This is a genomic window from Streptomyces sp. Ag109_O5-1 (assembly GCF_003814875.1).
Classification (GTDB): Bacteria; Actinomycetota; Actinomycetes; order Streptomycetales; family Streptomycetaceae; genus Streptomyces; species Streptomyces sasae.
Window position 1 is genome coordinate 3,818,675 of sequence record NZ_RKQF01000001.1, and the last position, 19,736, is coordinate 3,838,410.

14 protein-coding genes and 4 pseudogenes are annotated in these 19,736 nt (G+C 70.1%); 10 read left to right on the forward strand and 8 right to left on the reverse strand.

Annotated features, from left to right (window positions below; all coding sequences use genetic code 11):
- Positions 1-28 precede the first annotated feature (28 nt).
- Positions 29-1,699 carry a DAK2 domain-containing protein gene (locus EDD90_RS17245; RefSeq protein WP_123973876.1) on the reverse strand — a complete coding sequence of 557 codons (1,671 nt, stop codon included), beginning with the start codon at positions 1,697-1,699 and terminating at the stop codon, positions 29-31.
- A 260-nt stretch (positions 1,700-1,959) separates the two neighbouring features.
- Here EDD90_RS17245 and rpmB point away from each other — a divergent pair, with 260 nt between their 5' ends.
- From rpmB to EDD90_RS17275, 6 genes and pseudogenes are all read left to right on the forward strand, one after another.
- Positions 1,960-2,145 carry a 50S ribosomal protein L28 gene (gene rpmB / locus EDD90_RS17250; protein WP_003993230.1) on the forward strand — a complete coding sequence of 62 codons (186 nt, stop codon included), beginning with the start codon at positions 1,960-1,962 and terminating at the stop codon, positions 2,143-2,145.
- Positions 2,146-2,274: 129 nt separating this feature from the next.
- A pseudogene (locus tag EDD90_RS17255) lies at positions 2,275-5,257 on the forward strand (BTAD domain-containing putative transcriptional regulator).
- 34 nt (positions 5,258-5,291) lie between these two features.
- Positions 5,292-5,864 (forward strand): annotated as a pseudogene (locus EDD90_RS17260) (FAD-dependent monooxygenase); the annotation flags it as partial.
- 181 nt (positions 5,865-6,045) lie between these two features.
- Positions 6,046-7,155, forward strand: a complete 1,110-nt coding sequence (locus EDD90_RS17265) for a tyrosine-type recombinase/integrase (RefSeq protein WP_260327903.1) — start codon at positions 6,046-6,048, stop codon at positions 7,153-7,155.
- Positions 7,152-9,461, forward strand: coding sequence for a site-specific integrase (locus EDD90_RS56375; protein WP_221305110.1), 2,310 nt, complete (start codon positions 7,152-7,154; stop codon positions 9,459-9,461). The genes EDD90_RS17265 and EDD90_RS56375 overlap by 4 nt, the downstream gene beginning before the upstream one ends.
- A 147-nt stretch (positions 9,462-9,608) precedes the next feature.
- Positions 9,609-10,112, forward strand: a complete 504-nt coding sequence (locus EDD90_RS17275; RefSeq protein ID WP_123973878.1) for a DUF6262 family protein — start codon at positions 9,609-9,611, stop codon at positions 10,110-10,112.
- Between the two features lie 380 nt (positions 10,113-10,492).
- On the opposite strand, the gene EDD90_RS17280 is transcribed toward EDD90_RS17275, so the two are convergent.
- Positions 10,493-11,503, reverse strand: coding sequence for a GlxA family transcriptional regulator (locus tag EDD90_RS17280; RefSeq protein WP_123973879.1), 1,011 nt, complete (start codon positions 11,501-11,503; stop codon positions 10,493-10,495).
- Positions 11,504-11,590: 87 nt separating this feature from the next.
- Between EDD90_RS17280 and EDD90_RS56380 the strand changes: the two are divergent.
- A pseudogene (locus EDD90_RS56380) lies at positions 11,591-12,526 on the forward strand (NADP-dependent oxidoreductase); the annotation flags it as partial.
- A 30-nt stretch (positions 12,527-12,556) separates the two neighbouring features.
- Positions 12,557-13,318 (forward strand): annotated as a pseudogene (locus EDD90_RS57355) (nuclear transport factor 2 family protein); the annotation flags it as partial.
- Positions 13,319-13,379: 61 nt separating this feature from the next.
- Here EDD90_RS57355 and EDD90_RS17295 read toward each other — a convergent pair.
- From EDD90_RS17295 to EDD90_RS17310, 4 genes are all read right to left on the reverse strand, one after another.
- Positions 13,380-13,898 carry an enoyl-CoA hydratase/isomerase family protein gene (locus EDD90_RS17295; protein ID WP_123973881.1) on the reverse strand — a complete coding sequence of 173 codons (519 nt, stop codon included), beginning with the start codon at positions 13,896-13,898 and terminating at the stop codon, positions 13,380-13,382.
- 464 nt (positions 13,899-14,362) lie between these two features.
- Positions 14,363-15,220 carry an aldo/keto reductase gene (locus tag EDD90_RS17300; RefSeq protein ID WP_123973882.1) on the reverse strand — a complete coding sequence of 286 codons (858 nt, stop codon included), beginning with the start codon at positions 15,218-15,220 and terminating at the stop codon, positions 14,363-14,365.
- On the reverse strand, positions 15,217-15,651 hold the full coding sequence (locus EDD90_RS17305) for a cupin domain-containing protein (protein WP_123973883.1): 435 nt from the start codon (positions 15,649-15,651) through the stop codon (positions 15,217-15,219). The genes EDD90_RS17300 and EDD90_RS17305 overlap by 4 nt, the downstream gene beginning before the upstream one ends.
- 72 nt (positions 15,652-15,723) lie before the next feature.
- Positions 15,724-16,044 carry a carboxymuconolactone decarboxylase family protein gene (locus EDD90_RS17310; protein WP_123973884.1) on the reverse strand — a complete coding sequence of 107 codons (321 nt, stop codon included), beginning with the start codon at positions 16,042-16,044 and terminating at the stop codon, positions 15,724-15,726.
- Positions 16,045-16,256: 212 nt separating this feature from the next.
- On the opposite strand from EDD90_RS17310, the gene EDD90_RS17315 reads away from it, so the two are divergent.
- Positions 16,257-17,168: a helix-turn-helix transcriptional regulator gene (locus EDD90_RS17315; RefSeq protein ID WP_123973885.1), complete on the forward strand. Its 912-nt coding sequence runs from the start codon at positions 16,257-16,259 to the stop codon at positions 17,166-17,168.
- A 126-nt stretch (positions 17,169-17,294) separates the two neighbouring features.
- A complete protein-coding gene (locus EDD90_RS57365) occupies positions 17,295-17,729 on the forward strand; it encodes a hypothetical protein (protein ID WP_260327904.1) in 435 nt (144 codons plus the stop codon).
- A 159-nt stretch (positions 17,730-17,888) separates the two neighbouring features.
- Here EDD90_RS57365 and EDD90_RS17325 read toward each other — a convergent pair whose 3' ends face one another.
- Both EDD90_RS17325 and EDD90_RS17330 read right to left on the reverse strand, forming a co-directional pair.
- A complete protein-coding gene (locus EDD90_RS17325) occupies positions 17,889-18,803 on the reverse strand; it encodes an alpha/beta hydrolase (protein ID WP_030928346.1) in 915 nt (304 codons plus the stop codon).
- A gap of 217 nt (positions 18,804-19,020) precedes the next feature.
- A complete protein-coding gene (locus EDD90_RS17330) occupies positions 19,021-19,707 on the reverse strand; it encodes a TetR/AcrR family transcriptional regulator (RefSeq protein ID WP_123973886.1) in 687 nt (228 codons plus the stop codon).
- Positions 19,708-19,736: the final 29 nt, after the last annotated feature.

Genomic DNA, 19,736 nt, shown 5'->3' on the forward strand with positions numbered 1-19,736 from the left:
GGGGGCTCGTCCTGCGCCTGGACGAGATCTACTCGACGCCTATGAGGAGCGGAGCCCCCTGCCGTCCGCCCCGGTGGACCACGGTGTCGACGGCGAGGTACGCCTCGCGCACGCGTACCTCCAGGCGGTCGGCGACGCCTTCGGGTGCCTCGTCGCCGAGGACGAGGGTGACCAGCTCGCCGCCGGCCTGGAGCATGCGGTCCAGGACGGTCTCGGCGGTGGCGGTGACGTCCGAGCCGATCACCGCCACGTCGCCGTCGATCAGGCCCAGGACGTCCCCGGCCTGGCAGATGCCGGCCATGGTCCAGGACTGCCGTTCCGCGATCACGACCTCGGCGTAGCGGGTGGCGCCCGCCGCCGAGGTCATCTGGACGACGTCCTCGTCGAAGCGGCGGTCCGGCTGGTGCACCGCGAGCGCGGCGATGCCCTGGACCGCCGAGCGGGTCGGGATGAGGGCGACCCGGATGCCCTCCGCGCGGGCCTGCTCGGCCGCCGCGGCCGCCGTGTGCCGCAGGTCGGCGTCGTTGGGCAGCAGCACCACCTCGCGCGCGTGGGCGCGCCGTACGGCGTCCACCAGCTCCCCGCTGGCGGGCGGCTCCCCGGGGCGGGCGAGCACCGTGGTCGCGCCGGCCTCGCCGTACAGCCCGGCCAGCCCCTCCCCCGGTACGACGGCCACCACGGCCCGCTGCACCCGCTCGCGCGGCGGGCGTTCCCCGCCGCTGTGCACGTCCCCCGCGCCGAAGTGCGTGATCCTGATCCGGTACGGCCGCCCGGCCTCGACGCCTGCCTCCACGGCGGCGCCGGCGTCGTCGACGTGCACATGGACGTTCCACAGTCCGTCGCCGCCGACCACGACCAGGGAGTCCCCGAGGGCGTCCAGCCGGGCCTGCAGCCGGTCCACGGCGCTGTCCTCGGCCTCCAGGAGGTAGATGACCTCGAAGGCGGGCCCGGCGGAGGCCCCGGCGCGAGCGTCGGAAACGGCGTCCACGCGCCCGTGGACGACCGGGCCCGTCCCGGACGCGTGCGCGTGCGCGTCGAAAGCCGCCGGGGTCTCCCCGGTGAACGCCTCCACCAGCGCCCCGAGCACCACGACCAGACCCCGCCCGCCGGCGTCGACCACTCCGGCCCGCTCCAGGGCGGCCAGCTGGCCCGGGGTCGCCGCGAGCGCCTTGCAGGCCCCCTCGTAGGCGGCCCGCGCGACCGTCCCGCAGTCGCTCCCGGCCGCGTCAGCTGCGTCGGCCGCCGCCGACGCGACGGACAGCACCGTGCCCTCGACGGGGTGGGCCACGGCCCGGCGCGCGGAATCCGCCGCGTACCGCAGCGCGAGCCGCAGCCCCTCGCCGTCCATGTGAGTCGCCTCACCCTCGGTGAGGACATGGGCCATGCCGCGCAGCAGCTGCGCCAGGATCGTGCCGGAGTTGCCGCGCGCGCCTATGAGGGCCCCGTGGGCCATCGCGCCGACGGCGTCGGCCAGTGTGGGTACCTCCTCGCCCAGCTCGTAGCCCGCGAAGACGGCCTCCACGGCCCCCGTGGCCGACTCCACCGTCAGATACAGGTTGGTGCCCGTGTCGCCGTCGGCCACCGGGTAGACGTTGATCGCGTCGATCTCCTCGCGCGCCCGTCCGAGCGCCCCGAGCGCGAGACCGCACCAGGTGCGTACCGCGAGAGCATCGAAGAATGTCTGCGGCACCTGCGCCACCTGCGCCTCCTTGAGCTGGCTGGACGTGGACGCAGCGTAGACCTCACAGGGGTGTCCACCGGAAGTGGGCCGGGGGCGGGCCCCTGAGCTGCCATGCTAGTTTCGTCTAACCGTCGCAGCCGTTGTATGCTGCTCCGGTTGCCCGATCTGATCGGGCCATTCCCCTGGCAACGCCAATCAAGATCACCAGATCCATACGATCTCGATCCCGGCGCGCCGGGATTCAACCGTAAGTGCATCTGAAGTCTTTGGAGTGACCCGTGGCTGCCAACTGCGACGTCTGCGGCAAGGGGCCGGGCTTCGGCAACAACATCTCGCACTCGCACCGCCGTACGTCCCGTCGCTGGAACCCGAACATCCAGCGTGTGCGTACCGTGGTCGGCGGGACGCCGAAGCGCGTCAATGCCTGCACCTCGTGCATCAAGGCCGGCAAGGTCTCGCGCTGACGCACTGTCGCTGAGCGCGCGGCCACCGCTGGTTCGCTGCACAGAGCCGGTCCACCTCAGGGTGGGCCGGCTTTTTGCCGTGCCGGAAATTCCGGGCCCCATGCGGCCGGGCCCTGACAGGCTGTACGGATGCGCTTCGGCATCCTGGGCCCTCTGGACGTACGCACCAACGACAGCACCCCCGTCGACCCCGGCGGCCCCCGCCCCCGCGCCCTCCTGACCCTGCTGCTCCTCGACGCGGGCCGCGCGGTCTCCACGCGGCGCCTCGTGGACGGCGTGTACGGGGCCGAGCCGCCGCCGGGGCCGCCAACGCACTCCAGTCCCAGATCTCCCGGCTGCGCAGGCGACTGGCCCCGCACGCGGAGATCGAGGCCACACCCACCGGCTATCGCCTCGCCGTCGCCCCCGACACCGTTGACGTACACCAGTTCGAAAAGCTGTCCGCGGCCGGACGCACCGCTCTCGCCGCCGGTGACCCTGCGCAGGCGGCCTCCCTGCTGCGGGAGGCGCTCGCCCTGTGGCGCGGTCCCGCGCTGCCCGACCTCCCGGACGCGGACGCCGAGGCCACGCGGCTGGAAGAGCTGCGGCCGGCCGTCGTACAGGACCGCATCGAGGCGGATCTGTCGCTCGGCGGCGGCTCCGAGCTCGTACCGGAGCTACGGGCGCTGCTGTCCGCCCACCCGCTGGGCGAGCGGCTGTACGGGCAGCTGATGCGGGCCCTGCACGCGGGCGGGCGGCCCGCCGAGGCGCTGACCGTGTACGAGGAGGCCCGCCGCGCCCTCGCGGACGAGCTGGCGCCGATCCCTCGCCCGAGCTGTCCGCGCTGCACCTGGAGCTGCTGCGGGGCGCACAGCCCGTGCGGCCCCGGCTGCCGGTCCAGCTCACCCGGTTCGTCGGCCGCGAACCCGAACTCACCCGGATCTCCGCCCTCCTCGCCGACTCCCGGCTGGTCACCCTCACCGGCCCCGGCGGGGCGGGCAAGACGCGGCTGGCGATCGAGGCGGCCCAGCACCGTCCCGGTGCCGCCTTCGTCGAACTCGCGCCCCTCACCGACGGCTCCCGGATCCCGTACGCCGTCCTGGCCGCCCTGGATGTCCGCGAGGGCTTCCGCAGCCCCGCCGCCGACACCACGGACCGGCTGCTGGCCGCCCTGGAGGACCGTGAGCTGCTGCTCGTCCTCGACAACTGCGAGCACCTGGTCGAGGAGGCCGCCAGGGTCGCCGCCCTGCTCCTCTCCGCCTGCCCGGGTGTGCGGATCCTGGCCACCAGCCGGGAGTCCCTGGCCATCACCGGCGAGATCCTGGTCCCGGTGCCCCCGCTGCCACCGGAACCCGCGGTGCGGCTGTTCCTGGACCGGGCCCGTGCCGTACGCCCCGGTTTCGACGGCCACGCGCGCGTGGCCGGCATCTGCACCGCCCTCGACGGGCTGCCCCTGGCCATCGAGCTGGCGGCGGCCCGGCTGCGCACCCTCACCCCGGACGAACTCGCCGACCGCCTGGACGACCGGTTCCGGCTGCTCTCCCGCGGCGACCGTTCAAAGGCGCCCCGGCACCGCACCCTGCGCGCGGTCGTGGAGTGGAGCTGGGGCCTGCTGGACGAGGAGGAGCGCGAGCTGGCGCGGCGCCTGACGGTGTTCTCCGGGGGTGCGACGTCGGCGGCGGTCGAGGCGGTGTGCGGGCTGCCGTATCCGGAGGACGTGCTGGCCTCGCTGGTGGAGAAGTCGTTCCTGGAGGTGTCCGAGGGGCGCTACCGGATGCTGGAGACGATCCGGGCCTTCGCCGCCGAGGAGCGGGAGGAGGATCTCGCGGACGCCCACGCCGACTACTTCCTGCGGCTGGCCGAGGAGGCCGAGCCGCGGCTGCGCGGCGGCGGCCAGCTCCCCTGGCTGGCCCGGCTCGCCGCCGAGCAGGGCAATCTGGACGCGGCACTGCGCCACCTGGTGCGCCACGACACGGACCGGGCCCTGCGCCTCATGGGACCCCTCTCCTGGTTCTGGCGGCTGCGCGGAGTGCACGGCGAACGGATGAGGACGGCACGGGAACTGCTGGCCGCCGTCGGAGACACGCCCCCGCCCGGTCTGGAGGAGGAGTACGTCCTGTGCGCGATCAACGCGCTCTCCGGTGCCGGCGAGGAACCGGAGCTCATCGCGCGCGTGGACACCGTTCTGGAGGCGTACCGGGGACCGCTGCGGCTGCCGTACATCCTCGTGCTGTGGGCGGTGGCGGCCGGTCCGCGGCCCGCCGCCGACGAGAAGGCCCTCGCCCTGGCCGGCGCGTCCCCCTGGGCACACGCCCTGCTGGGCGTGGGGCTGGGCTTCCAAGCGCAGTTCTCCGGTCGCCCCGGGGAGTCCGAGGAGTACTTCTCCCGGGCGCTGGCGGGCTACCGGGCCACCGGTGACCGCTGGGGCATGGCCAACTGCCTCGACCCGCTCGGCCTGCTCGCCCACACCCGCGGCGACTCCGGGCGCGCCCTGGAGCTGCTCGACGAGGGGCTGGCGCACGTACGAGAGCTGGCCGCCCCCGAGGAGACCGCCGACCTGCTGCGCAGCCGCGGCACCGTGCTGCTGCACCGGGGCGACACGGCCGCCGCCGGTGGCCATTTCGAGCAGGCGCTGACGCTCGCCCGTGGCGCCGGCCTCCCCGACAAGGTGGCGGCCGCCCGGCGCGGTCTCGGTGACGCGGCCCGGCTGGCCGGGGACCCGGCACGCGCGCGCGTGCACTACGAGAACGCCCTCCAGGAGTGCGCCGCCAACTGGTTCAGCGTCGGAGAGACGGTCCGCATCCTGATCGGGCTCGGGCGGACGGCCGCCGCCGAGAGGCACACCGAGGAGGCCCGCGACTGGTTCCGGCAGGCCGCCGAACTGGCCGTCGAGGGACCGGGCGACCTGGAACTCGCCGACGCGGCGGAGGCGCTGGCGTCCGTGGCCGACTCGGCCGAGCGGGCCGCGGTGCTGCTGGGCGCGGGGACGGGCTTGCGGGGCGTCCGCAGCGGAGGCGACCCGGACGTCGTACGCGTCGAGGAGGAAGTCCGGGCGAAGCTGTCGCCCGAGGCCTACGAAGAGGCCTTTCAGCAGGGCCTGCGGCAAGGGTCAGCGGCGGTCAGCGAACGGTAGGGGGACGGTCAGCGCCCCCGCCGAAGCTCCTCGTATGACGAAGCAGACGCGGCAGACACCGCAGACACCGCAGCAGAAGAACCTGTCCCACCTCAGCGTCCTGATCTCCGGCGCCAGTGTCGCCGGGCCCGCCCTCGCCCTCGACCTCGCCCGGCTCGGCGCCCGGGTCACCGTCGTCGAGAAGGCCCCGGACCTGCGCGGCGGCGGCTTCGCCGTCGACTTCCGCGGCCATGTCCACCGCACCGTGCTGACCTCCATGGGCATCTGGGACGAGATCCACCGCCGCCAGACCCACATGGGCCGACAGACGGTCGTCGACGCCGACGGAAACCCCCGCGTGGACCTGCCCGCCGAGCTGATGAGCGGCGATGTGGAGATCTTCCGCGGCGAACTCGCGCGGATCATGTACGAGCGCACCAAGGACGAGGTCGAGTACGTCTTCGGCGACTCGATCGCCACGCTCGGCGAGGACGCCGACGGTGTCGACGTCACCTTCGAGAAGGGCGCGCCCCGCCGCTTCGCCCTGGTCGTCGGCGCCGACGGACTGCACTCCAACACCCGTCGGCTGGTCTTCGGCGACGAGTCCCGCTACCTGCGCTTCTTCGACCTTCTCTTGGGGTTCCGTGGGTGTGGTGTGACGTTGCTGGAAGGTGCCTCGTTAGGCGCTGGACGGTGAATCTCCGGGGGTGTGGCTCTGTGGTGTGCCGTTGCAGGTGGCTATGGAGTTGAGGACGTGAGCTGTGCGGAGTTTTCCGGTGTGTTTGCCGTCGGGGGCCCGGTACTGGACGGTGCTGGATGCGGAGTTGGAGGTGTTTCCCGCTGCTGATCAGTGGCTGAGGCACGTTCGGTTCGGCCAGCATCGTGCCGAGCTGACGACGAAGTCGTATGCGGGTGCCGTCGTTCTGTATCTGCACTGGTGTGAGCGGACGGGGCGGGACTGGCGCGAAGCCGCGAGCGAGGTGGGCCTGTTCATGGTCTGGCTCAAGTACGCCCCAGGGGATCCGCAGGAACCGGTGTCGGCAGGTCCGGGCAGCGCGCCGGTGCGTGGCGAGCGCCGCATCAACGGTGTTCTCACGGGCGTGCGGGGATTGCTGTCGCATGCTGTCACCACGGGTGAGGTGGAGCGTTGGGTGCTCGGCCAGCTCTACGAGGTGGTCAGCAGCCGGGACTTGCCCACCGAGGCGCTTGGTGAGGCGCCTGGGATGGTTTCGCGTTTGAAGGCGCGCCACCGGCTGCAGGAGCCGGAGTCGGACGTGGACCGCGCTAGTGATGAAGAAGCGGTGGCGCTGTTTCGGGCGTGCCATAACGCACGCGACCGCCTCATCGTGCTGTTGCTGGCGCGTGTCGGGCTGCGTCCCGGTCAGGTGGCGGGGCTACGCCGCAGCGACTGTCACCTCCTGATGGATTCCCGGGCCCTGGGGTGCGACGTGGAAGGTCCGCATCTGCACATCATCCGGCGGGCGAATGAGAACGGTGCTTGGTCGAAGTCGCGGAAGAAGTGGGTGCTGCCGGTCGACTTCCTGGTCGTCCAGGCGATGGACCAGTACGCCGCTGAGCGTCACCGCATGGTCGGCGCCGGGGGCAGCGACTTCCTGCTGGTGAATCTCTTCCGCGCGCCGCTGGGGTCGCCGGTGACGACGGATGCGATCGGCGAGCTGATTGCCGCGCTCGTACGCCGGGCTGGCCTGGGGCGCAGGGTCGTTGCGCGCATGCTGCGCCATGCCTTTGCCAGTAACGTCGCCGACGCCGGCGGGGTTCTGGACGAGGTGCAGGCGTTGCTGGGGCAGAGCCATCCTGGCTCGCCTCGGCCCTATCTGCACCCCGCGGCGGGACGGCTGCGCGAGGCGATCGAGCGGGTGCCCTCCCCGCGCATGATGAGCGCGGAGGCCGAATCGTGAGCATCCATGCGGCATCTGCACGCGTGTCTGCGGACCGGGCGGAAGAGCTCCTGGCTGCCGTCGATCCCGAGTTCTTGGACCTGCTCGATCGCAGCGTCCTGACCTTCCCCATCGGACATCCGCTCCTCGGGATGCCACTGTGCCGGGTGGTGGAGTGCGGTTGCGTCGCGTACTCCACGAGCGGGCTGTGCCGCAACTGCGAGAAACGGTGGAAAAGCGCAGATGAGGACTTTGAGGTCTTCGTCGCAGCGCCCCGGCCCATCCGTCGACGCAACGGGGTGGAGGACTGTACCGTTGTCGGCTGCTCACGGCCATGGGTGACGCGGACGCAGCAGCTGTGCAGTGCCCACCAATACCAGCGGGTCAAGATGGATCTCGACCTTCCAGAATTCTTGCGTCACCCGGCCGTGCGCCCCCTGCCATCGTTTGGGACGTGCGAGGTTGCGGCCTGTGACCGGCAGCGGTCAGGGAAGGTCTCTGCCTACTGCCTGCAGCACACACAGCGCCGCACCCGCATGATCAGGGAAGGGACATTCCCCGGTGACGAGGTGTTCCGGCGCGCGATGCGGGCGGTGAACAAGTTCGTCGACGTCAATCTGCGCGGTCTGGCACCGCTGGTGGTCGCCGAGGTGATCTACGGCCTGCAGGAACGCATCCGGGGCGGTACCAAGACGCCGCCGTGGCATCTGCGTCCGGTGTGCGAACTTGCCCGTACCCGGCAGGTACCGACCCTGGACGAGCTCGACCCAGCATCGCTGTGCCGACGCCGTCAGGCGCTTCTCAATGCGCTCACCACTGCGTCACGCCGGCTCGGCATGACGCCCGAGAGCGAGCGGCACAAGGATGTATGGGATGCGGCGGCATTCGGCCGGTCCGGAAACCTCAATTTCACTGGGGTACGCCAGCCCTGGCTGCGAGAAGCCGTCAAAGCCGCCGTGTGCGACGAGTTGCCTCGGCGCCGCGGGGTTCAGGCTCGCGGACAGATGCAGACCCACATCAACGCTTTCGTCAAACTCTCCGACAGCCTGCACCTGCAACGCGACGACCACGGCGCCCACCCCGCGCTCCTGGAACGCCAGGACATCGTCAACTTCAGCAACCGTCTGGCCTTCCTTGCCGAGCAGGGGGAGATCAGCACCTACACGTGGATCTTTGTCGCCCGCGCGGTGAGGAAGTGGCTCAGCCTGATGCGGAGCATGGGCCTGACCCGGTCCGGGCAGCCCCTGCACGGCCTGCCCGCTGACTTCATGCTGCTCACCCAGGACATCCCCGACGAGCCCGAGGACTCCGAAGCCGGCAAGGACCTGCCCGACGAGGTGATGCGTCAGCTCTGCGCCCACCTCGACGTCCTGGAGGAGAAGTCAAGCCGCGAGGTACGCGTCGCCGTCGAGCTGCTCATCGACACCGGTCGGCGCCCCTTCGAGATCTGCCACCTGCCCTACGACTGTCTGCCCCGGGACGCCGATGGCAAGCCCGTCCTGCTCTACGACAACCAAAAGGAATTGCGCCTGCGCCGTCGCCTGCCCATCCCTGAAGCCACCGCGGGGCTGATCATCGCGCAGCAGGCACGGGTCCGCGCCCGCTTCCCCGCCACAGCGCTCGGCCGGCTTGTGCTGCTGCCCTCCGTTGTGTCCAACCCCGAGGGGACCAAGGCGATCTCCGATGTGCTCACCCAGCATCGTGACTGGGTCGCAGCGCTGCCCAACGTGGCGCTGACGATGACCGTGCAGGAGGAGGGGAAGCCCGTGGCCAAACAGCTCTGCTTCGACAAGGAGAAGATCTTCCCCTACGCCTACCGGCACACTTACGCCCAGCGTCACGCGGACGTCGGCGTACCGGTCGACGTGCTCCGCCAGCTCATGGACCACCGGCAGTTGACCACCACTCAACGCTATTACCGGGTCGGCGAGCAGCGCCGTCGGGAGGCCATCGACAGGGTCACCGCGATGCAGTTCGACCGGCACGGTAACCGGATCTGGCGGAGGGCGAAAGCCCTGCTGGATTCCGAGCACGCCCGCCGCGCGGTCGGGGAGGTCGCGGCCGTACGGGGTGTGCACCGAGCCGTCGAACGTCGCGGCCGGCGGTCACGACTGCCCCGTCCGCTTCCGCTGTGTGGGCTGCGGGCACTTCCGCACCGACGTGTCCTACCTTCCCGATCTGGAGGCCTACCTCGCCGATCTGCTGCGCAGTCGGGAACGGCTCGCCGCGTTCAGCGCCGACACCTGGGCCAGGGAAGAGGCGATGCCGTCCGACGAGGAAATCACTCGTGTACGGCGGCTTATCCGGCGCGTCCGCACCGACCTTGACGACCTCACCGACGAGGACCGGACGCAGATCCAGCAAGCCGTCGCAGTGGTCCGCCTCAGCCGCCAGGTCGTCACCCTCGGCATGCCCCGCGTCGCTGCGCCCGTGCTCAACCCGCGTCCCGAAAGGCCTTCCGTGTGACCAGCCGATTGACTGAAGGCAGAACTGCGGACTCCGCCCGCCGCCGCGAAAGGGTCCTCAAGGCCCTCGACACGGCAGTGCGGACCGGTGGAGACATCACCGTCTCCGGTCTCGCCCGCGCCGCCCGGGTTGACCGTACCTTCCTCTACCGCCACCGTGACCTGCTCGAACGCGTCCACGCCGCTGCCACGGCCCCGGCGGGGGACGGGGCGGTGGCAGCAGTCAGCCGTGCCTCGCTTCAGACCGACCTGGCCAACGCCCTGGAACGCAACAGCCGCCTGGCCGCACGTCTGCGGCAACTGGAGAAGCGCCTATCGACCGAGCTTGGCGAGCGTGTCTGGGCCGCGTCCGGGCTTGGGGCACCCACTGACATCGACAACCTTCAGCGGCGCATCACACTGCTGGAACAGGAACTCGAAGACACCCGTGGTGAGTTGGAGGAGCGCAAGCAGGAACTGACAGCCGCGCGGGCCGCGAACCGAGAGCTCACCCGCGCCCTGAACCAGTCATAGTCGTCCCCTGGTGTCCGAGGCGCCTTATCACCCAAGCCCGGTCGTCACCTGACCAGAACTTGACGGGCTCGGCGTAGCTCCGGCGGGCGTGGTGGCCGCGCCGTCGCAATGCCCAGGTGACCGCCCGGGCAGCGGTTCTGGGCGACCCGAAATCCAGTACGGCGCGGCAGGTGAACCAGAAAGAGGCACTCTCGGACGGCACTGCGCTGACAGACACTAGCCCGTGCCTTCGCGGGTGCGCATGCGCAGGAGGTCGACTTCGAATTCGGCGAAGGTGGGCGTCGAAGCCGATCTCGTCGAGCAACTCACGGGTGCGTTTGCTGTCATACCCGCGACCGATACCGGTCCCCAGCATAGCCGATGGTATGACGTACATAATTTTACGGTCCAGGGCGACATGCTTGCCCGTCCCGCCGAGCATCCGCCGCGGCGGCACGGCTCGTTGCCGGTGCGCCTCGGAAGGTCCGCCGGTAGGCCAGTGGTGTGACGCCGATAGCGGCGTGCAGGTGTTCGCGCAGCGAGGTGCCGCCGGCGAAGCCGACCTGGCCGGCGATCTCGTCGACCGGCAGGTCGGTGGATTCCAGCAACTGCCGGGCCCGGTCGACGCGTTGCTGGATGAGCCAGCGTCCGGGGCTCAAGCCGACTTCTTCCTTGAAGCGGCGGGCGAAGGTGCGCTGGCTCATGTTCGACTGCTCGGCAAGGTCGCTCAGAGTCAGCGGCTTGTGCAGGTTCTGCAGCGCCCACTGCCGGGCGGCGGACGTGTCGTTCGCCGTTGCATCGGGAACCGGGTGTTCGATGTACTGCGCCTGGCCTCCGTCGCGCCACGGGGGGACGACGCAGGTGCGGGCCACACGGTTGGCGATCTCGCTGCCGTGGTCCTTGCGGACAAGGTGCAGGCAGACATCGATGCCGGCAGCGGCACCGGCCGAGGTCAGCACGTCGCCTTCGTCGACGAACAGGACGTTCGGGTCGAGTTCCACCTGCGGGTACCACTCCCGGAAGAGGCCCGTGGCGTGCCAGTGCGTGGTGGCCCGGTGCCCGTCGAGCAGCCCCGCCGCGGCCAGCACGAAGGCGCCGGTGCAGGTGGACACGATCCGGGTGCCGGGGGCCACGTACGCGAGGACTTGCGCCAGGTCGACCGGCGTTTGACGGCGGGGGTTGCCGGTGTGGAACGGTGGGATGATGACGGTGTCGGCGGTGCGCAACGCCTCCGGGCCGTGCTCGACGGTGATGGAGTAGTCCGCGTTGGTGCGCACCGGGTGACCGTCGATGGTGCAGGTCACGACCTCGTAGCGGCCGTCCGCGGCGCCGAAGACGCGGTGGGGAATGCCCAGGTCGAACGGGTACACCCCGTGTGAGGCGAGGACAACGACGCGGTGCACCTTGATCATGGCAGGATCCCGTCGAAAATTGGCGATCGCGCGATTGTAGCTGCCTGTGACGGCGGCAAGGCTGGGCCCATGACGGACACCGAAACCATGCGAGCCATCAGCCAGAACACCTACGGCACCCCCGACGTGCTGCAGGAGACCCTGCTGCCCAAACCGGCGCCAGGGGTGAGCGAGATCCTGGTCGCCGTCCACGCGGCCGGGGTCAACCCGACCGACTGGGGGAACCGTGGCCAGTCCGCGACCATCGCCCGGATGCCGCTGGTGCTCGGCTGGGACGTCTCCGGCGTCGTCGAGGCCGTCGGCGTGGGCGTCACGCTGTTCAAGCCCGGCGACGAGGTCTTCGGCATGCTGCCCTACCCGGGCGGAGTCGGCTCGCACGCCGAGTACGTGACCGGGCCGGCCCGCGTCTTCACGCACAAGCCCGCCGGCATCGACCACGTCCAGGCCGGTGCGCTGCCGCTGGCCGCGCTGACCGCCTACCAGGCACTGGTCGACACCGCCGGGGTCCGGGCCGGGCAGCGAGTCCTGATCCACGCGGCGGCCGGCGGCGTCGGTCACCTCGCCGTGCAGATCGCCAAGGACCGCGGCGCGTACGTGATCGGCACCGCCAGCGCCGCCAAACACGACTTCCTGCGATCCCTCGGTGCCGACGAGGTCATCGACTACCACAGCGTCGACTTCACCGAGGTGCTCAGCGACATCGACGTGGTCTTCGACCCGATCTCCCGTGACTCCGCCGCCCGCGCCCGATCCGTGGCCGTGCTGCGCCCGGGCGGCACCCTCGTCTCGATCCTTCCGGTACCCGTCGACGCCGGCGAACTGGCGGCGATCGCCGAGCGGGGGATCCGCTACGAGTCGCTGCTGGTCGAGGCCGACCACGCCGGCATGCAGGCCATCGCCGCCCTCGTCGAGACCGGCGCACTGCGCGCCCACATCGAGGCCACCTTCCCGCTCGCCGAGGCCGCGAAGGCGCACACGCTCGGCGAGACCGGCCGCACCACCGGCAAGATCGTGCTGACCGTCCGAGACAGCAAGGCGCAACTTGCCAAGCAACTACTGGAGGACGTGTTCGTCCGCGGTGACACGGCCATCGTCGATCGGGTCGTGCGGCCCGATTTTTACATCCAGCACAACCCCCTGGCGCCCGACGGAGCCGACGCCCTCAAGTACTTCAGCGGAGGCGTCCGACAGCAGTTCCCGCAGGCCGCCTTCGAGCCACGACGGATCATCACCGAAGGTGATCTGGTGCTGCTGCACTCCCGCTACGTCATGGTGCCGGGCACCGAGGGTCTGGCCGTGTTCGACCTGTTCCGCTTCCAGGACGGCAAGATCGCCGAGCACTGGGACGTCATTCAGGAAGTGCCCGCCACCACGGCCAGCGGCAACGACATGTTCGCCACGCTCAGCGAGCCGCGGACCGACGCGGTCGGGCAGCGCTGGTTCACCGCCTACCACAAGGAACTGGTCACCGCGTTCGTCGACCAGCTGCTGGTCCGCAAGAACCTGACCGCCATCGACGCCTACGTCGGCGCCGACTACCACGAACACAGCCCGAACATCTCCGACGGCGCGGCCGGCCTCAAGGCCGACCTGGGCAGCTACTTCGACAAGTTCCCGCAGTCGAGTGTCACACCGAAACGCGTCATCGCCGAAGGCGACCTGGTCGCCGTGCACAGCCACTACGTCGACACGCCGGGCGAGCGTGGCCGGTCGGTCATCGACCTCTTCCGGGTCCGCGATGCCAGGATCGTCGAGCACTGGAGCTCCGAACAGGCCGTGCCCGAGACCGCCGCCAACGACAACACGATGTTCTGACAGCCGCCGGGGGCGGGGCGAATCGTGTCCAGCCCCCACAAGAGCGACCGGCATTAGGCCATCAGCGCGGCGATCCCCGAACCGTCGATCCCGTCGCTCTTGAACCGACGCCCAGCCGTCTCGATGATCCGCCACCGCGTCTCCTGCTTGCGCTCTCGCCCGTATCGGGCCCCGCACTCTCCTTCACTCGTCCAGCTGGCCGCTGGCCGTAGCGCAGGTCACAGGCGAGGGCCAGCTCGTTGCCGGCACCCCGGGTACGGCCCCGGATGGCCGCGATGCTGACGAACGGAGCCTTGCTCAGCCGCAGGACCATGTCGGTCCACAACGGGTTGTCGTCCTCGTGCTCGGGCGTGGGAAGGTCGGCGGCCGCGGCGGCGTCGAATTGATTGATGAAGAAGTCGGGGAGCTCGCTGGCGAAGACGACGACCTGGATGTCCGGGTCGTTCTCCAGCTCCGAGACGATCTTGTGCAACGTCACGATCGACTCGGGAACCACCAGGTTCACGGGAGGATTCGAGAACGTGATCCTCGCGGTCCGCGGAGTCGTCCGCTCAAGGCGGATCGTGCTGGACTGGCTCATGGCGTGGCTTCCGTCTGATCAACCGCGTCAAAGCGGACCTCGACGACCTCACCGCGGAGGAGCAAGCGCAGATCCAGCAGGCGGTCTCGGTCATCCGCCGCGGGCGCAGCGTGATGCTCGGGATGCCTCGCATCGGCCAGCCCCTGCCCGACGTCCGACCGAGGAGGACTACGTGAGCTCCGCGATGAGCGCCGGCCGCAAGGCGGACGGCGATCGGCGCCGCCAGCGGGTCGTGAAGGCCATCACCGCCGCCGCACAGAAGGGAAGCCGCATCACGGTCTCGGGCATCGCCCGTCAGGCCGGTGGCTCTGTTCACGAGAACCGACAGCACCTGTACAGGAGTTTGGGGGGCATCGACGGCGCGTTGTGTTCGATATTCACGGAGAACCACACGGCCTGGGCGCAAGCCCCTCACATGTCCTTCGGCCGGATTTATGGGGGTGCGCACAGTGGCCCGTCCGGCGTCACTTGCCGCTGTAGACGGGGAACGCACTGTGTTCGCCGTAGTCCACGCCGCGCAGGTCCCGCAGGACGTCCATGTCGGCGCCGGAGATCTCGAAGTCGACCTCGGCGTTGGAGCGCATGTGCTCGGGGTTGGCCGTCTTGGGCAGCGACACCGTGCCCAGTTGCAGGGTGTAGCGGATGCACAGCTGAGGGACGGACGCGCCGTACTTCTGTGCCATCGCCTGGACCTCGGCGTTCTTCAGGATCGCGCCGTGGGCGATCGGCGAGTACGCCTCGATGAGGATCTGCTTGCTCTGGCAGTAGGCCAGCAGGTCGGAGGGGGTGTTGCCGGCGTGCACGAGCAGCTGGTTCACGTGCGGGACCACGCTCGCGCCTTGCAGGATGTTCTCCAGGTCGTGCTGCTGGAAGTTGGAGACGCCGATGGAGCGGATCTTGCCGGCCCGGTGGGCGTCCTCCAGGGCACGCCATGCCTCGCGGTTGCCCTGGGCGTAGTCGCCGCCGCGGAAGTCGTCCCAGGGCTGCGGGCTGTGGATCAGCATGAGGTCGACGTGGTCCAGGCCCAGCGTGGTGAGGGAGCCGTCGATCGCGGCGATCGCCTGGTCGTAGTCCTTGATCTCGGCGGCGAGCTTGGTCGAGACGAACAGCTCGTCGCGAGGCTCCCCGCAGGAGCGTACGCCGTCGCCGACGCCGTGCTCGTTGCCGTATGCCTTGGCGGTGTCGATGTTGCGGTAGCCGATCCCGACGGCCGCACGCACCGCCTCGGCCGCCTTGTCGTCGTCGATGAACCAGGTGCCGAGCCCCAGCTTGGGGATCTCGACCCCGTTGGACAGTGTGTAGATCTCGTCCAGGGCGGTCATGCGTGCGCTCCGTTCTGCGGCAGCTGCCCGTACGTCTCGTCGGTGACGGGCTCCAGCCATTCGTTGCTGACGTTCTCGCCCGGGGTGATGAAGGCGAGGTGGGAGAACCACGAATCGGCCTTCGCACCGTGCCAGTGCTTTGTGCCCGCCGGGACGCGGACCACGGTGCCCGGCTCCATGCTGACGGGCTCCTCGCCCTCGGCCTGGTACCAGCCGCTGCCCGCCGTGCACAGCAGGATCTGGTCGCCGCCCCCGCCCGTGCCGTGGTGGATGTGCCAGTTGTTGCGGCAGCCCGGCTCGAAGGAGACGTTGCTGACGGGAACGCTCCCCGTGGCCAGCGGGGCCAGGTAGCTCTGGCCGGTGAAGTACTGCGCGTAGGCGTCGTTCTTCTCCCCGAGGGGGAAGATCTGGTCGAATTCGCCTGCGGTCATGGTGTTCTCTCCTCGTCGGTCTCGTACGGCCGGCTGGCCGTACCGGGTGTGTTGCGTCGCTCGCGCCGAAGGTCAGGCGGAACGCTCGTCGGCGATCTTCTTCAGCTGCGTGATCGCGGTCATCGCGTTGGGCCAGCCCGCGTAGAACGCCAGATGCGTGATCGCCTCCGACAGCTCCTCCGCACTGAGCCCGTTGTCCAGGGCAACACCGAGGTGGTAGCCGAGCTGCTCACTGCGGTAGAGCGCCGCCAGGACACTCACGGTCACCAGGCTGCGGTCGCGCGGCGACAGCCCGGGGCGCTCCCAGATGTCACCGAAGAGAACCTCGTCGGTGACCTCGACCAGCTTCGGGGCGATCGCGGCAAGCGCCTGGGGGGCGGACTGCTTCGGCATGAGAAAGGTCTCCTAGATCGAACGGGTGGACCAGGCTGGTTCCACAATGTGTCGGACCGGGCACCACGGCAGCCTGCTCCCGTACGGCTCCCGACCGCGCCGGCGGCCTGTGATATCGAGGAAACACCAGGTCAAGAAGGTGGAGAAGGGTCTGCTGTTACAGGTACCGACAGGCCCCCCACATTTGCCCCGCCCGGCTTAGCGTGGAAGGCATGAGTACCGAGAGCGACATCCGCGAGTTCCTGGCCTCCCGCCGCGCCAAGATCACCCCGCAGCAGGCCGGGCTGCCCGCCTACGGCGGCAACCGGCGCGTGCCCGGCCTGCGCCGCGAGGAAGTCGCCCTGCTCGCCGGCGTCAGCATCGACTACTACGTCCGCCTGGAGCGCGGCCACCTCGCCGGAGCCTCCGAAGAAGTCCTCGACGCGCTCGCGAACGCCCTCCAGCTCGACGACGCCGAACGCGCCCACCTGCACGACCTGGCCCGCGCCGCCGCCCACCGCCCCACCCGTCGCACCCGGCGCCCCCGCGGCCCCCTGCCCGACAGCGTGCTGCGCGTCCTGCGCTCCATGGACGACTGCCCGGCCTTCATCCGCAACGGCCGCCTCGACGTCCTGGCCACCAACCCCCTCGGCCGCGCCCTGTACAGCCCGCTCTACGCCACCGGCGCACGCGAACCGGTCAACATCGCCCGCTTCCAGTTCCTCGACCCCACCGGCCCCGACTTCTTCCCCCGCTGGGAGGAAGCCGTGAACACCACCGTCGCCCTGCTGCGTACCGAAGCCGGACGGGCCCCGCACGACACCGAGCTGACCGGGCTGATCGGCGAGCTCGTCACCCGCAGCGACGAGTTCCGCACCGCTTGGGCCAAGCACAACGTGCGCCTGCACCACACCGGCCGCAAAGCCTTCCACCACCCCGCCGTCGGCGAGATCACCCTCGACTTCGACGCCATGGAACTACCGGCCCAGCCGGGACTGACCCTGACCGCCTACAGCGCCGCCCCCGGCACCCCCGACCACGACACCCTGCGACTCCTCGCCACCTGGGCCGCCACCGAGCACGCCCCAGGTGCAGACGGACTCCCCGGCAAGTCGTCAACCGACACCACCTCTGGCAGGCGCTGAGAACGCCGATCCGACAGCGCTCGTCGCGCCCGGCATCAGCGGACTGTTCGATTCCTGCAGTGAGTCGAGTGCTGTCCAAACTCGTGTACAAGTGCTGTCGGTTCTCGTGAACAGAGCCAGGCCGGGGTGGACCGGACCTTCCTGTACCGGCACCGGGATCTGCTCGCCCTTGTTCACGCCGCCGAGCTCGAGCCGCCTGAGCAGGACCCGTCGTCGGGTGCCTCCGCGGTGAGTAGGGCCTCGCTGCAGGCAGATCTCGCGAACGCGCAGGCCCGCACCGTCCGCCTGTCCGCACGAATTCGGCAGTTGGAGAGGCGCTTGTCTCAGGAACTGGGCGAGCAGGCCTGGCGCGAGTCCGGCCTTGGCGCTCCAACCGACATCGAGGAGCTGCAACGAACGATCACGAGACTCGAGCAGCGTAACGTCGAATTGACCGAGGCGCTGGAAGAGAGCAAGGCCGATCTGAAGGCAGCCCGGGAAGCCAATCGTGAACTGACCCGGACCCTCAACCAGCGTGGAGACCGGAACCAGGACGCACCCGCCGGCAGTAAAGCTGGATGAGGCCCCGGGGCGGGCCCGTCACAGATCTGTCCTCCCACTCCGGGGACCAGGACGGTTGGTTTGTGGACAGGGGTGAGAACTGACCGATGACCGCTCTCAGCCTTGGCCCAGGAAAGTCAGGGGCGCGGTGACATTACGTGAAGGCCGGTGCCGCCGACGTCAGTTGACAGGTTGGGGCCGGTCGGCACTCAGGTGGGCGGTGAGGAAGCTGGCGGCGCGGTCCAGTGCGGCATCCGCCTCGTCGAGACGGCCGTAGTGGAGCTGGAAGACATGAGGGAGGCCAGGCCCGACCTCGAGCGTGACCTCGACGTCGTCGGCGCCCGCACGGCCGGCCAGCCGGACCGCGTCGTCGAGCAGCACCTCGTTCGCCCCTACCTGCACGAGCAACGGCGGCAGCCCGGTGAGGTCGGCGAACAACGGGCTGGCCAGGGGATGCGCCCGGTCGCCCGCACCGACGTAGTGATCGGCGAGGGCGCGCAGGTCGGCCTCGATGAAGAGGGGGTCGGCGTCCTGCTTGGCACGCATGCTTTCACCGGCGAGGGTGAGGTCGACCCACGGGGAGAAGACGACCACGGCCGCTGGTTGCGGCAGTCCGGCGTCCCGGGCTGCGAGGAGCGTGGCGATGCTCAGGCCGCCGCCGGCGGAGTCACCAGCCACGACGAGGTTGCGTGGGTCGATGCCCGCGTCCAGCAGCTCGCGATACGCCGCGAGCCCGTCGTCGACGGCCGCCGGGAAGGGATGTTCGGGAGCCAGCCGGTAATCCACCGACACCGCGCGCAAACCGAGGCGGCGGGCCAGTTCACCGACCAGCCCTTCATGGGTGTCCGGTGAGCCGACGACGTAGCCGCCACCGTGCAGGTAGAGCAGCCGGCCCCGGCCGGAGACTTCGGCCGGCTCCAGCTCCAGGGCCGGCCGTCCACCCAGAACGGTCTGGCGGGTGACCACGCCCGCTTCAGCGGGCCGGGTGAGAGCCGCGCTGAATCCGCTGCGTTGTTCCGCCACCGTGGGGGGCGTCTCGCTCCGGGGGGCGGAACGGAGCATGGCGTCCAGGGCGTCGCGCTCGGATCGGGACATGGGAAACCTCTATCGGCCAGAAGGACAGCACGTCGCAGCGGGACCGGCATCGGCCCCGGGTTCGCACGTGCTGGAGGATCGCGTTGATCACTGGTCGATGCTCACGCCACCGGGCGCAAGGCCGGGGTGTACGCCGGCAGTACCGGGAGGGCGCGTGCACCTGTCCCGGTAAGGGGACGTATCGGGGTTGTGGCAGCGTGAAGTGGTGGTGCGGGGTTCAGGATCCGGTGCTGTAGCGCTTGAGCATGAGGGCGACGGCTTCGTCCACGATCGCGGGATCAGTGGGGCTGGGCGGGACGAAGTCGGTCCGTACGAGTTGAGGCCACAGCAACTGGCTGCAGATCATGCCGAGGAACTGCTCGGCCACGACGCATGCGGACTGCGGCTGTCCGTCGGCCGAACGGAAGTCGAGTGTGCCGGCGTGTGCTTCGGCCTCCAGGTAGTCGCGGAGCCGGTCGAAGAAGGGTCCGCGGTCGATGGCGAAGCCGGTGCCGACGATGTCGGCGAGTTCCGGCATCTGGGGAAGCTCGGTGATGATGAGCCGGCACAGCGCCGCCGTGCCGGGCCGCGCGACCAGGCAGGCGTAATCGCGGCCGATGTGGTCCAGACCGAACCGGGGATCACCGGGCGGTGGCGGTGCGGCGTACTGCACGTCCAGCTGCCATTGTTCGGAGGTGACGGCCGCGAACAGCGCGGCCTTTGTGGGGTACCGCTTGAAGAGGGTGCCGGTGGAGACGCGGGCCTCCTTGGCGATCTGGGCCAGGGAGGTCTTGTCGTATCCCCGGGCGAGGAAGAGGTCGCGGGCGGCGCGGATGATGCGGGCGCGGTTCTCCGCTTTGATCTGCGCGTGATACCCGGCCTGGCACGTGTCGCCACCGGTTTCCGCTCGGTCCTCCACCGACATACCTAACGTCCCTCGCCCGTTTCCCGGCC

Coding starts and splice junctions, on each gene's coding strand:
- EDD90_RS17315 (WP_123973885.1), top strand. CDS start 16,257: ATGAGTACCGAGAGCGACATCCGCGAGTTCCTGGCCTCCCGCCGCGCC.
- EDD90_RS17330 (WP_123973886.1), bottom strand. CDS start 19,707: ATGTCGGTGGAGGACCGAGCGGAAACCGGTGGCGACACGTGCCAGGCC.
- EDD90_RS17305 (WP_123973883.1), bottom strand. CDS start 15,651: ATGACCGCAGGCGAATTCGACCAGATCTTCCCCCTCGGGGAGAAGAAC.
- EDD90_RS17325 (WP_030928346.1), bottom strand. CDS start 18,803: ATGTCCCGATCCGAGCGCGACGCCCTGGACGCCATGCTCCGTTCCGCC.
- EDD90_RS17310 (WP_123973884.1), bottom strand. CDS start 16,044: ATGCCGAAGCAGTCCGCCCCCCAGGCGCTTGCCGCGATCGCCCCGAAG.
- EDD90_RS17280 (WP_123973879.1), bottom strand. CDS start 11,503: ATGATCAAGGTGCACCGCGTCGTTGTCCTCGCCTCACACGGGGTGTAC.
- EDD90_RS17295 (WP_123973881.1), bottom strand. CDS start 13,898: ATGAGCCAGTCCAGCACGATCCGCCTTGAGCGGACGACTCCGCGGACC.
- EDD90_RS17300 (WP_123973882.1), bottom strand. CDS start 15,220: ATGACCGCCCTGGACGAGATCTACACACTGTCCAACGGGGTCGAGATC.